We start from the raw sequence: 12,815 nt of genomic DNA, 5'->3' as shown, positions 1-12,815 counted from the left end.
GGTCCTTCAATTAGTCGCGGGCTTATTTTTCATTCGGTGAAGGGGGTATCATCGGCAAGGAAACCGATACCCGGGTATAGTGCTAAAGAAAAGGCGACTTAGCTTAGGCCTTTTAGTCAATCGACGAGTTTTCTTTAATAAAAGGGGTAAAATATTTTTAATGAAACATGTCGCAGATTGGAAAATGGGGGTACAAATGAGAGGGTTAGTGAAATTAGGTCTAATTATTATATTGGTGATTGTGGTTTTAGGCGCCGGTTCACTTTTTTATTTCAGACAGGTTGCAGATATAAGCCATCTTCAAAATATTCTTCAGCAACCAACAGGAATCTATGATCGGGATGGAAATCTTGCCAGCACGATCACGGCAAATAAATCCGAAGGTGTTTCGATAGATGAAATACCGGAACATATGAAACAAGCGGTGGTTTCCATTGAGGATCACCGTTTTTATGAACATCACGGCATAGATTATCAAGGGATTTTGCGAGCGCTGATTAAAAATGCGAAGGCCGGAAGTGTTGTTGAAGGAGGGAGCACGCTTACCCAGCAGCTTGTGAAGATTACGATGCTGGAGTCGAATCGAACACTGAAGAGGAAGATTGAAGAGTTTTTTCTGGCCCAGGAAGTTGAAGATAAATATACAAAAGCTGAAATTCTGGATATGTATTTGAATCAAGTTTATTTTGGCCATGGGGCATGGGGAATTAAAAAGGCCGCAAATATTTACTTTTCCAAAGAGGTCTCTGAATTGACCGTTGCCGAGGGAGCCTTGCTGGCAGGTGTCATTAACTTGCCATCCAAACTTGATCCATATAAGAACTTAGACGGGGCAGTGAAGCGGCGTAATTTGGTTCTTTCTAAAATGGCGGAACATGGTTATTTGACGAAAGATGAAGCAGCGGCTGCAAAAAAAGATACAGTGACACTTCACATGGGGGAGAAGGAAACCGATCCATTAAAAGGGAAGTACCCTTATTATGTCGATCATGTTTTATCGGAAGCATCAAGCAAATATGGAATAAAGCTTGAGGACCTGCTTTCAAAGGGCTATAAAATATACACGACACTGGACCAATCCATGCAGCAGGCTACAGAATCCGTGTATGCAAATGAAGCCAATTTTCCAGTTGGAACGAGTACAGGAGAAATGGTTCAAAGTGGATCAGTCCTCCTTGATCCTAAAACAGGAGGGATAAGGGCAATTGTCGGTGGGAGAGGAAAGCATCAATTTATGGGATATAACCGGGCAACCCAGCTGACAAGATCTCCTGGTTCATCCATTAAACCACTTGTCGTTTATACTCCAGCGGTTGAAGAGGGATACGGCATCACTGCCCCTTTGAAGGATGAAAAAATGAGCTTTGGGGAATATGAGCCAACAAACCTGAGCGGTGTATATAAAGGAGAAGTACCCATGTATGAAGCGGTGATGAATTCCTTGAATGTACCAACGGTTTGGCTTTTGAATGAGATTGGCATCGATAAGGGGCTGGATTCTCTTAAACGGTTTGGGATTCCTTATGAAAAGGATGATCGAAATCTGTCGCTTGCTTTAGGAGGGATGAAGAAAGGTGTGTCCCCGCTGCAGATGGCAGGAGCCTTTTCAGCATTCGCCAACAGCGGGGAACGTATGGAAACCCATGCCATTGTAAAAATAGAAAATAATGATGGAAAAGAGGTAGCCGCCTGGAAAAAGGAAAGCACCAAAGTAACCTCTAAAGGCGTCGTCGATAAAATGAATTCCATGTTGCTTGGTACAGTGGAATATGGCACAGGGAAAAACGCAGCTGTATCGGGTTATGAAATAGCAGGTAAAACAGGTTCAACACAAGTTCCCATCGAAGGAATATCAGGGGTTAAAGATCAATGGTTCATCGGTTATTCACCTTCGTTGGTCGGTGCAGTATGGGCTGGATATGATAAAACGGATGAAAAGCATTATTTAACGACACACAGCAGTCAGGGAACTGCAATCATCTTTCAAAAAATAATGTCGAGAGCATTACAGAATCAAGCATCTCAATCTTTTAATACTCAAGATATCGGACCGCTTATAGCTAAACAACAGGCAGTTATAGCTGAGCAACAGGTAAAGAAAGAAGAGGAGGACAAAAGGAAGCAATATTGGATTGATAAAGGAAAAGAAATTCGGAATGGTTTGAAAAAATGGAGGGATTGGGATGTGCCGTGGTAATTTTCATGAAATGGGAGCATGGCACGCCCGTACTTTCCAATAAATTAGCATAAAAAAAAGACTGTCAATCATTGACAGTCTTTCATCATTCATTAAAAAATGAGATTTGCTATTATGCCGATTACGACGATTGCGCCTATCACCATTAAAATGGTTCTCACTTCTATACACCCTCTTCATGACGTAGTTGGAATCATTTAAATATTAACGGTTTGGTTCGATTGGAATCCAAATGCACTTTCATCATTTTCTTTACAAATAGCCTGTACTTTTTCTAGCATGGCATGTACATTCTCGCCTTCAAGTATGACTTTCATGGTTGCACACTCTTGAAGAATGAGCACAAAGGATACGAAAGTCGAAAGTTTCTTGGCATCGACCAATTTATGGTTGCAGATAAAATATATATTCCCTTTAAATTCTTTTGTAACTTGATATAGGTTCATGATTTGTCGCATGGATAATCTTTTATTTGTTTTAATATCAGAAGAAATCACTTTATTCATGTCGTTTACTCCTTTTGTTTTTATACTTTTGGAAAAGCATAATCAAGATGTCAATTCAGCTACAACACTTTTTAAAATGAACAAGTATGTTTGGTCTTTTTTATGTAATTGTTAGCGGGTCATGTTGTATATTTACCCGAGTGAAAGATTTTGAAACCTATTTGAAAATTTCAATTTTTGGAGGGGGAACGAACTATGCTAACACTTATTAAAAATGGGGAGCTTTATGGTCCGGAATATATGGGCCAAAAAGATATCCTCTTGGTTGGAAAGCAAATTGGCTTCATTGAGGACAAGATTGATGTCCCTGCAGAGTTCGTTGAAATGAAAGTGATTGATGCGAGTGGCCAAATTGTGGTTCCGGGTTTTATAGATGCTCACGTACATATTATCGGCGGAGGTGGGGAAGGGGGCTTTAAAACGAGGACACCAGAAATCCAATTAACAGATGCCACTTTAGCGGGTATAACGACATTGGTAGGGGTCATCGGAACAGATGGGACGACAAGGACCATGCCAGCACTGCTTGCTAAAGCGAGAGCGCTTGAAGAAGAAGGCATTAGCTGCTTCGTTCATACTGGTTCCTATCAAGTTCCAGTCAAGACGTTAACCGGTAAGATCGAAGATGATTTGATTCTTGTGGATAAAATTATCGGTGTTGGCGAAATTGCCATTGCCGATCATCGTTCTTCACAGCCGACTGTAGCTGAACTGGCTAAATTGGCCTCTCAAGCGCGTAATGGAGGTCTGTTGTCTGGGAAAAGCGGTATCGTCAACATTCATGTCGGCGACAGTCAAAACCATTTGCAGGTAATTGAAGAAGTTGTCGAGACAACGGAAATACCGATCACACAGTTTTACCCTACACATATAAATCGAAATCCGCATTTATTCAAAGCAGGGATGGAATATGCAAAAAAAGGGGGTTATATTGATTTTACGACAAGTACGATCAAGAAGTTCCTTGAAGAAGGGGAGGTCAAAGCAAGTACAGCAATAAAGAGAGCACTAGAAGAAGGGGTAGATATCAGGCAGATCACCTTAACTTCAGATGGGCAAGCAAGCCTGCCTGACTTCGATGGCAGTGGCAACCTGCGCGGTTTGAACATTGGTACATGCATGTCCTTATATGATTCTGTCGTAGATGCGGTCACCGAGGATGGAGTGTCAATTGCCGATGCCATACGAGTTGTGACGGAAAATCCGGCAAATATTTTAAACCTCACTAAGAAGGGTCGGCTTGAGGTAGGGAATGACGCCGATATCATCATATTGAAGAAACAAACGTTAGAAATAAATAGGGTTATCGCGATGGGGCAAATCATGGTCAAAGATGGTGAAGCGGTCGTGAAAGGCACATTTGAAAAATAGATCTTTCTAATACCGTGTAGTGGGGTAAGGAAAAATGAAATCTTGTTGGTAAAGTAAACCTCGATCGAGCGAATATCTAAGGTATATTGAATAAATGTCAGTTTAACTAAAATAACCGGATTAGTACTTGGGCGTCTACCTCTGAATACATATCTTTCACCAAGTCATATATGAATGCGAAGTCAATGGCGGCCTTCATTTTTCGAACCAAATGGTTCGCTGGCACCAGTTAATCTAAAGTAATCATTTCAAGTTGATTTCGCTGATTAGAATCATGTTTGGAAGCATCCTTATCACCCCAAGTTTTTATGCTTCTATTTTAAACAATAAAGACTGTAGGCAAAAGAGATTTTAATTGTATAACAAAGTTGATGAAACGGAAGGTGCGAGACCCCGCAGGCGCAAGCCGAGGGAGGACCGCCCACGGAAAGGGAGTGCACTGCGTTTCAATCAACGTTCAAATTGTACAAGCCATAAAAAAACGTTTGTCAACAGTCTGAGACCCATGATTATAATGGGTCTTTTTGTGCTGGATCCTGATTTTGATGATAGTGGATGTACTTTTTTTATTTAGGCAGCCCTTGAATGGATGCTAGCTAACAAGTGACTTGAAAAGGTCGGAGCATATCCCAAAACTTGCCGGTAACCCGCTGATTTTACATTGAATTTTTCCATAATCGGGCATATTTTCAAAATGAAGGTGAGATATAAGGAAACACATTCTAAATAAAGGTAATATACGAAAAATTCATTCTATTTAACATATTATTAAAATCTTGGATGTATTATCCTTTTATATAAGCAAATGTAGTTTATGAAACAGTAATTATTCACAGACATAAAAGACCAATGAAAACTTTTTGGGCTGTTATTTCATGACTGTTCAAATCCTTGGTAAGTTTGCGAAACAAATCTATCTTAAGGGGAGAAATGAAATGGAAAAGACGGGAAACCCAATAATGAAAGCGTATTCAAATGAAGGTGAGCCGGAAATGTTTCGTGTATTGACACCTGACGGAGAAATAGTTGGAACGATTGATGGGAAAATCGATAAATCATTAATGTTAAAGATGTATGAGAGCATGCTACTGCTCAGAACATTTGACCGTAAATCAATTAATCTCCAGCGCCAAGGCAGAATGGGAACTTATGCACCTTTCGAAGGACAGGAGGCATCCCAGGCAGGAAGCGCTTTAGCGTTGTCGGCAGGTGATTGGATGTTTCCCACATACCGTGATCATGGAGCGGCAATCATTCATGGACAGGAATTGTATCGTGTTTTCCTATACTGGATGGCACATTTTGAGGGTTCAATTTGTCCGGAAGGTAAAAGGATATTACCTCCTAGTGTTCCCATTGCCACTCAAATGGTTCATGCGGTAGGAACGGCTTGGGCAAGTAAAATTAAAGCGGAAAAGAATGTAAGCATTGCTTATTTTGGTGATGGTGCCACTTCTGAAGGGGACTTTCATGAGGCACTGAATTTTGCAGGTGTTTATAAAACCCCGACAATCTTTTTCTGCCAAAATAATGGCTATGCGATCAGTGTGCCTTTTGAAAAGCAATCAGCATCTAAAACTATATCCCAGCGTGCTGCTGCTTATGACATACATGGGGTTCGAGTGGATGGAAATGATATCTTTGCAGTATGGCTGACTGTAAAAGAGGCTGTCGAAAGGGCGCTTAAAGGTGAAGGACCTACTTTAATCGAAGCCATAACCTTTCGCTATGGTGCCCATACTACTGCAGACAATCCGAACATATATCGCGATCAGGACGAAGTTTCAACGTTCTGGAGGGAAAATCGTGATCCGATAACGCGTCTTAAAAAGTATTTGAATAAAGAGGGTTACTGGAATGAAGAACAGGAAGGAATGGTGTTAAAACAATTCAACGAACTGATAGATGCTCACCTCCAAAAGGCGGAAGGTTATCCGAAATCCAATCCGCTCGAAATGTTTAAACATGTATATGCTGAGGAGTCATGGCACCTAAAGGAACAGAAGCAGGAATTGAACCAAATCTTAAAGAAAGGTGTGAAGAAATAATGGGCAAAAGTTTAACGATGCTCCAGGCTATTACGGAAGCGCAGGACCAAATGCTGGGTCATGATGATCGTGTGTTGATCATGGGTGAGGATATTGGAGTGAACGGCGGAGTTTTCCGATCGACGGAAGGGCTTTATGAAAAGTATGGAAAAGATCGAGTTGTGGATACGCCATTAGCTGAATCCGGAATCATCGGCTCTGCCATTGGTTTAGCCCTTAACGGACTGCTGCCCATAGTGGAGATTCAATTCCTCGCCTTTATTTATCCGGGATTCGAGCAACTCGTTTCCCATGCTGCCCGTATGAGATACCGGACTCGTGGGCAATTTAGCGTGCCCCTCGTAATCCGTACGCCATATGGTGCTGGAATCAGAGGACCTGAACTTCATTCCGAAAGTGTCGAAACCTTCTTTGCCCATACTCCGGGTTTAAAGGTAGTTGCACCCAGTAATCCATACGACGCAAAAGGGCTTCTAATTGCCGCAATTGAAGATCCTGATCCGGTAATCTTTTTGGAACCGACTAAATTGTATCGTGCTTTTAAGGAAGAAGTTCCCGAAGAAATGTATCGTATACCAATTGGTCAAGCAAAAGTGGTCCAGGAGGGAAGCGATCTGACGATTTTTGCATGGGGGGCTATGTTAAGGGAGGCATTGAATGCCGCGAAAAAGATTGAAAGCGAAAAAGGCTGGAAGTGTGAAGTGGTTGATCTTCGAACATTATACCCTTTAGATAGGGATACCATCGTGCAATCCATTAAAAAGACAGGTCGTGCATTAATCGTCCATGAAGCCCATAAGACTGCCGGATTAGGTGCGGAGATTATTTCCATCATTAATGATGAAGCTCTTATTTACCTGAAAGCTCCGATCAAGCGTGTAACAGGATTTGATGTTCCGGTTCCGCCGTTTTCAATAGAAGATCATTATCTACCGACTGTTGACCGGGTAAAACAAGGAATAGTGGAGACGATTTCATTTTAATTGATAATTAAGGGAAAAGGAGGAAGGCGCATGATGGAATTTAAACTTCCTGATGTAGGGGAAGGGATGCATGAAGGAGAAATTATCCAATGGCTGATCAAGGAAGGGGATGCGGTGACGCAGGACCAACCCATTGTTGAGGTGCAAACGGATAAAGTTAATGCGGAATTGACTGCCCCAGCAACGGGAGTGGTCAAGAAAATATTCTTTTCCGAAGGGGATATCGTGGAAGTGGGAACCACTATATTCACAATTCAAGAAGGGAACCATATGCCTGCTCCGGAAACAGGCATTAGTGAAGGAGATATCCAAGTCATTCAATCTGATGATGTAAAAGTAAATGGAGAGCATGTTACAGGCAAACCGCATCTTGATGCAGTGCGTGTGTTGGCTACCCCATTCGTGCGTCAAATGGCAAGGGAAATGAAGGTTGATATCGAGCAGGTTAAAGGCTCCGGTCCTGCTGGGCGAATAATCGAAAGTGACTTGAAGCAGTTTAAAGAAAATAATTCGATAATAAGGGAAAATGCCAATAACAATGATGACAAGATTCTTCAAGTTATGTCCCCAATGAAGTATGCCGTCAAGGCAAAAGGATTGGAAAAAGAGTGGGAAGAGCGGATTCTCCTTAAGGGCATTCGTAAAAAGATCGCTGAACATATGGTGAAGTCGGTTTCGACCATTCCTCATGTAACCCATGTAGATGAATTGGAAATGGATCGATTGAAGGAATTGAAAGATCAATTAAAGGCGTATTCCGATGATAAGGATATTAAATTGACCTTTTTGCCATTTTTCGTAAAAGCCATTGTAATCGCTTTAAAGGAGTTTAAAACTTTAAACGCTTCAATTGATGAAAAAACCAATGAAATCATCTTGAAAAATTATTATCATATTGGGATTGCAACGAATACAAAAGAGGGTCTCATTGTTCCTGTCATAAAGCATGCAGATCAAAAAACCATTTTCCAACTGGCTGATGAAATCAGGCAATTGGCAAACCAAGCCCGGGAAGGGAAGTTGGGCATAGATCAAATCACAGGCAGTACATTTACGATAAGCAATGTAGGACCCATCGGTGGGATGCATGCGACCCCGATCATTAACTATCCGGAAGCGGCCATATTAGCGTTGCATAAAATGGAACAACGAATGGTCGTCCGCGATTTGGAAGGTGTAATCCGTTTAATGATGAATATGTCTTTATCTTTCGATCACCGTTTAATAGATGGTGTTACAGCTGTGCATTTTACAAATAGAATCAAGGAACTGCTGGAAAATCCAATTCGTTTAGTTGTGGAGATGAGATAAATGGTAGTAGGGGAAGTTGCTGTAGAGACGGATGTTATCATCATGGGAGGAGGTCCGGGGGGATATGCTGCGGCGATCCGTCTCGGACAATTAGGGAAATCGGTCGTGCTTGTTGAAAAGGATAAGCTGGGCGGGGCTTGTCTTAATCGGGGCTGCATACCTTCGAAGGCTTTAATTCACGCAGCCGATCAATACCAAAAGCTTAACGATTTAGGGAAAATGGGGATCAGGCTGTCTCAAGAAAGAACTACAATGGACTTGGGAATTTGGCAGGATTGGAAAGAGGGCATCACTTCCCAGTTGAACCAAGGTATTGCCCATCTGTGTAAAGAAAATGGAGTGACTGTGGTTAAAGGTCAAGCCTTCTTTTTATCTGATGACCGTATCGGAGTCGAAACCGATGGCGATTTTGAAACCTACAAGTTTGAACAGGCAATTATTGCGACGGGATCCAGACCTTTCATTCCATCATTCATTAAAGTCGATGGAGAGTATATTTTGGATTCAACAGCAAGTTTGCAGCTGCATGAAGTCCCATCTAGTTTGTCGATCATAGGCGGAGGCTATATCGGAATCGAATTGGGTATGGCATTTGCAAAGTTAGGTACTAAAGTGACCATCATTGAGATGGCCAACCGCATTCTCCCCCAGGTTGCCGAGAACCTTGTCAAGGAAGTTACCCGTAATGCCAAGAAGCTAGGCATGGATATTAAAACATCGGCGCGGGTAGAAAAGGCGAGTGTAGTGGATGGCCAAGTACACCTTCATGTTTCCTCGGAAAACCAGGGGGCGGAAGTGGTAGTGAGCGAAAAGACCCTGGTTACAATTGGCAGGATTCCTAACACAGAAGAGATTGGCCTGAATCAGGCAGGCATTACGGTTAGTGAAAAGGGCCATATAGCTGTAGATATGGAATGCCGTACAAATGTGCCGCACATCTTTGCCATCGGTGACATTACACCTGGGCCGGCTCTTGCACACCGAGCGTCCAAACAGGGTATCGTGGCAGCGGAAGTAATCGGGGGGGTGCCAAGTGCCATTGACTCCCCGTATGTCCCATATGTAATCTTCTCGGAACCACAAATAGCAGGGGTTGGTTTAAGCAGTGAAGAAGCAGAACAACAGGGATACAGAGTCAAGACCGGGAAGTTCCCGTTCAGTGCCAATGGAAGGGCGCTTGCAACGAATGAAACAGAGGGATTTGCTGAAGTGATTGTGGATGCAAAAAGCCACATATTGCTTGGAATGCACATGGTTGGTGCAGATGCCTCCAACCTTATAGGTGAAGGGGTCCTTGCACTTGAGTTGGCAGCTCGGGTCGAAGATATAGCCCTCAGCATGCATCCTCATCCAACTTTGACCGAGGGGTGGATGGAAGCGGCGGAGGCAGTTTTGGGACATGCGATTCACATCGTAAATAAATAAGATAACTGGAAGATGTAAATTCATGGGGATTACCAATGTAGTCCCCGGTTGGAGTGTTTCATTTTAATAGTTTTAGAAACCTGGTCATTGGTCCCCCATAAGGCAAGGCTATCAGGAAATTTACTCCATATTGAAGGATCAGGCCCGGATAACGGCGTTTGACCAACAGGAGCAGTATTAGCTTGCAATCATACTCTTGTAAAACTAACGGCATATTGATATCATTTTTATTTGGTGAAGTATGAGGTGATTTTTCAAGAAGGCTTTGCATCCTTCCACTCCTAAACCATAAGGATTGATGAGATAACTTATCTATTCGCCTTTCAACGATTGAAATGGGTTTTGATTTTTATAAGAAAAATTATGGGAAAAAGGAGGCAGCTGTAATGGAATCAAATGGTGGGTCACTGCAAAAGAGGTTGTTGCCGAGGCATATTAGCATGATGGCAATGGGAGGGGCAATAGGTACTGGGATTTTTAAAGGAAGTGCCGAAACCATATCGTTAGCAGGGCCAGGAGTCATTTTTACTTATATTTTTGCAGGATTATTACTTCTTGTAGTCATGGGAGCTATAGCGGAAATGGCAATCGCCTATCCCAATACGAATATGAAAGGTTTCGTTCAGAAAGCATTCGGTAAGCGAAGTTCCTTCATTATAGGCTGGATGTATTGTTTCATGTGGCTGTCCGTATGTGTCATTGAGGTAGTGGTGGCAGGAAGCTTTTTGCAGTATTGGCTCCCAACAATCCCGCTATGGATATTGAGTTTAGGGTGTGCTGCTTTAATCATTGGGGTTAACATGATGAATGTTAAAAATTATGGTGAATTCGAATTTTGGTTTGCCGGCATTAAGATTACAATGATCATTCTATTCATTATCTTGGGAGCCTGTATTTTATTTGGGGCCATCCCAAGCGGCGGATCTAATTACCTGCAAAACTTCACAGGGCACGGAGGATTTTTCCCAAATGGGTGGATGTCCATCTTTTCAGCATTACTGATCGTTATGTTCTCATATGGCGGTTCCGAGTTAATAGGCCTGACGGTAACGGAAGCAAAAGATGCTGAACGAATTTTACCGAAGGTCATTAAAAGTTATATTTGGAGAGTCGTATTATTTTTTACCTTACCGATACTTGTAATCTGCGGTCTGATTCCTTGGAACGAAATTAGCGACCAAGCAAGTCCGTTTGTACAAGTTTTGTCAATGTCCGGTTTTCAAGGATCTGCCCACATCATGAACTTCATTTTAATTACGGCCGTCTTATCTGCCGCTAACTCCGGAATATATGGGTGTACTCGGATGCTGCATTCTTTAGCTGCAGAAGGGGAGGCACCCAGGTCATTCTCTTATGTATCAAAGAATGGCGTTCCCTTGTATAGTTTAATCCTAAGTGCCGCTGCATTGGTCGTCGGCTCCATGATTACCTACGTTGCCCAGGATCGGGCATTTACTTTATTAATGGCGTTTCCGGGTTTTGTAGTATCACTTGTATGGATCAGCATTTGTTTAGCGCAGCTAAAACTTCGCAATTCATATCCTAAAGCTCCGAGTTTTAAATTGTGGGGCTTTCCATATATAACCTTATTTGCAGTAATCGCCTTAAGCATCATTTGTGTCACGTTCGTGTTCAGTGAACAGAATCGGATCAGCATCGTTGCCTGCCTTATTGTGTTGGCTACATTGATCTCCATCTCGATCTTTAAATTTAAAAGTGTGGATGAACAGGAAACAACTAGAATAGAAAAGGAATCTTGTTAAATAAATCCACGTAAAAGATACGACATGGGCAAAGGCGTCTATGTCGTATCTTTTATCTATTAATCATCAATCATACTGCAACTTCATTTCGTAGTTCAAGTACTGGACGTTTTTTTGATTGCATGTTGTAAGGAGGTTATGAATCTCTCATTTTCAAGCGGAGTGCCGATGGTCACGCGGATCGTATTTTCATAGCCTAGCAAATGACCAGAACGGATGATGACACCAGAAATCAATAGCTTCTCGAAAATGTCCCTGCCAGGATGGTTCAGTTTGACCATCAAGAAGTTGGCATGTGAAGGGAAGAATGTTAATCCCATCTCGCTTAGTTCGTTTTCTAAATATCTTCTTCCTTCCTCATTCTTACGAGCACATTGCTCTACAAATGTATGGTCATCGAGGGAAGCGAAGGCCGCAGCCTGTGCTAAACGGTTGGTATTGAAGGGTTCTTTCACTTTAACTAGCTCTTGTATGATGGAAGCATCCATTAAACCGTATCCAATCCTTAATGCAGCCAATCCATAAATCTTTGAAAAAGTGCGTAAGATGACCAGATTTGAATGGGTATTTAGAAGCGGCAAAGTTTCTAAATAATCTTCATCATCGACATATTCATAGTATGCTTCGTCAACGACCAGTAAAATATGTTTCGGCACCTTCTCGATGAAAGATGTTAATTTTTCTTTTTCGACGATCGTTCCTGTCGGATTATTGGGGTTACAGACAAAAATCATTCTTGTTTTCTCAGTTATGGCATCATACATACCCTGCAGGTCATGTACACCATTAATAAGAGGTATCTTTACAGGTGTACCGCCGTCAATCAATACATTCGTTTCATACCGTGGAAATGTAACATCAGCCATGATGACTTCATCATTTTGTTGGATGTAGGTTCTTGTTAACAAACGTATCACTTCATCAGACCCATTTCCCAGGATGATTTGATCTTGATTGATATTCAATTTCCTTGCCAGCTTTTCAGCTAATGCAGGTGCCATACCTTCAGGATAAAAGGAGATTTGCTCCATTTCGGTAAGCATGGCTTCTTTTGCTAGAGTTGAGCAACCGAATGGATTCTCATTGGATGCCAATTTAACGATCGTTTCAAGACCAAGTTCACGTTGCACTTCTTCAATTGGCTTACCGGAAACATATGAGCTTATGTCTTCAATGTTTTTTCGAACCGGGATTTTCGTAAAGGTCAATGC

10 protein-coding genes and 1 pseudogene are annotated in these 12,815 nt (G+C 42.0%); 7 read left to right on the top strand and 4 right to left on the bottom strand.

From position 1 onward, the window contains the following. Nucleotides 1–160: 160 nt before the first annotated feature. Nucleotides 161–2,197: a transglycosylase domain-containing protein gene (locus tag SB775_RS14315; protein WP_089363756.1), complete on the top strand. Its 2,037-nt coding sequence runs from the start codon at nt 161–163 to the stop codon at nt 2,195–2,197. Nucleotides 2,198–2,394: 197 nt separating this feature from the next. On the opposite strand, the gene SB775_RS14310 is transcribed toward SB775_RS14315, so the two are convergent. Beyond that, nucleotides 2,395–2,703, bottom strand: coding sequence for a hypothetical protein (locus tag SB775_RS14310; RefSeq protein WP_061461953.1), 309 nt, complete (start codon nt 2,701–2,703; stop codon nt 2,395–2,397). 195 nt (nt 2,704–2,898) lie between these two features. Here SB775_RS14310 and iadA point away from each other — a divergent pair, with 195 nt between their 5' ends. Next, nucleotides 2,899–4,074: a beta-aspartyl-peptidase gene (gene iadA / locus SB775_RS14305; protein WP_410861977.1), complete on the top strand. Its 1,176-nt coding sequence runs from the start codon at nt 2,899–2,901 to the stop codon at nt 4,072–4,074. A 62-nt stretch (nt 4,075–4,136) separates the two neighbouring features. On the opposite strand, the pseudogene SB775_RS14300 reads toward iadA, so the two are convergent. Beyond that, nucleotides 4,137–4,303: pseudogene (locus SB775_RS14300) on the bottom strand (transposase); the annotation flags it as partial. 706 nt (nt 4,304–5,009) lie between these two features. On the opposite strand from SB775_RS14300, the gene pdhA reads away from it, so the two are divergent. Genes pdhA through lpdA form a run of 4 tightly spaced genes read left to right on the top strand, consistent with a single transcriptional unit; the run spans nt 5,010 to nt 9,841 of the window. Continuing rightward, on the top strand, nt 5,010–6,122 hold the full coding sequence (gene pdhA, locus SB775_RS14295; RefSeq protein WP_410861976.1) for a pyruvate dehydrogenase (acetyl-transferring) E1 component subunit alpha: 1,113 nt from the start codon (nt 5,010–5,012) through the stop codon (nt 6,120–6,122). Then, a complete protein-coding gene (locus SB775_RS14290; RefSeq protein ID WP_410861975.1) occupies nt 6,122–7,105 on the top strand; it encodes an alpha-ketoacid dehydrogenase subunit beta in 984 nt (327 codons plus the stop codon). Before pdhA ends, SB775_RS14290 begins: the two co-directional genes overlap by 1 nt. 30 nt (nt 7,106–7,135) lie before the next feature. Further along, the gene (locus SB775_RS14285; protein WP_410861974.1) at nt 7,136–8,416 is read left to right on the top strand and encodes a dihydrolipoamide acetyltransferase family protein; all 1,281 of its coding nucleotides are present in this window, start codon (nt 7,136–7,138) and stop codon (nt 8,414–8,416) included. Continuing rightward, nucleotides 8,417–9,841 carry a dihydrolipoyl dehydrogenase gene (gene lpdA / locus SB775_RS14280; protein WP_410861973.1) on the top strand — a complete coding sequence of 475 codons (1,425 nt, stop codon included), beginning with the start codon at nt 8,417–8,419 and terminating at the stop codon, nt 9,839–9,841. A 58-nt stretch (nt 9,842–9,899) separates the two neighbouring features. On the opposite strand, the gene SB775_RS14275 is transcribed toward lpdA, so the two are convergent. Then, the gene (locus SB775_RS14275) at nt 9,900–10,112 is read right to left on the bottom strand and encodes a hypothetical protein (RefSeq protein ID WP_410861972.1); all 213 of its coding nucleotides are present in this window, start codon (nt 10,110–10,112) and stop codon (nt 9,900–9,902) included. Nucleotides 10,113–10,227: 115 nt separating this feature from the next. Here SB775_RS14275 and SB775_RS14270 point away from each other — a divergent pair, with 115 nt between their 5' ends. After that, complete coding sequence (locus SB775_RS14270) at nt 10,228–11,604, top strand: amino acid permease (protein ID WP_410861971.1); 1,377 nt, start codon at nt 10,228–10,230, stop codon at nt 11,602–11,604. 95 nt (nt 11,605–11,699) lie between these two features. On the opposite strand, the gene hisC is transcribed toward SB775_RS14270, so the two are convergent. After that, entirely contained in the window at nt 11,700–12,812 is a 1,113-nt protein-coding gene (gene hisC / locus SB775_RS14265) for a histidinol-phosphate transaminase (protein ID WP_410861970.1), read from the bottom strand. Nucleotides 12,813–12,815 lie beyond the last annotated feature (3 nt).

It is taken from the genome of Peribacillus sp. SIMBA_075 (assembly GCF_046534585.1).
The sequence above is the reverse complement of the archived record's forward strand: the minus strand, read 5'-3'. Positions and strand labels throughout refer to the sequence as shown.

What these genes read in the sequence shown, in the direction of transcription:
- SB775_RS14270 (WP_410861971.1), top strand. Translation starts at nt 10,228, where the DNA reads ATGGAATCAAATGGTGGGTCACTGCAAAAGAGGTTGTTGCCGAGGCAT.
- SB775_RS14310 (WP_061461953.1), bottom strand. Translation starts at nt 2,703, where the DNA reads ATGAATAAAGTGATTTCTTCTGATATTAAAACAAATAAAAGATTATCC.
- SB775_RS14315 (WP_089363756.1), top strand. Translation starts at nt 161, where the DNA reads ATGAAACATGTCGCAGATTGGAAAATGGGGGTACAAATGAGAGGGTTA.
- SB775_RS14290 (WP_410861975.1), top strand. Translation starts at nt 6,122, where the DNA reads ATGGGCAAAAGTTTAACGATGCTCCAGGCTATTACGGAAGCGCAGGAC.
- iadA (WP_410861977.1), top strand. Translation starts at nt 2,899, where the DNA reads ATGCTAACACTTATTAAAAATGGGGAGCTTTATGGTCCGGAATATATG.
- SB775_RS14285 (WP_410861974.1), top strand. Translation starts at nt 7,136, where the DNA reads ATGATGGAATTTAAACTTCCTGATGTAGGGGAAGGGATGCATGAAGGA.
- SB775_RS14275 (WP_410861972.1), bottom strand. Translation starts at nt 10,112, where the DNA reads ATGCAAAGCCTTCTTGAAAAATCACCTCATACTTCACCAAATAAAAAT.
- lpdA (WP_410861973.1), top strand. Translation starts at nt 8,417, where the DNA reads ATGGTAGTAGGGGAAGTTGCTGTAGAGACGGATGTTATCATCATGGGA.
- pdhA (WP_410861976.1), top strand. Translation starts at nt 5,010, where the DNA reads ATGGAAAAGACGGGAAACCCAATAATGAAAGCGTATTCAAATGAAGGT.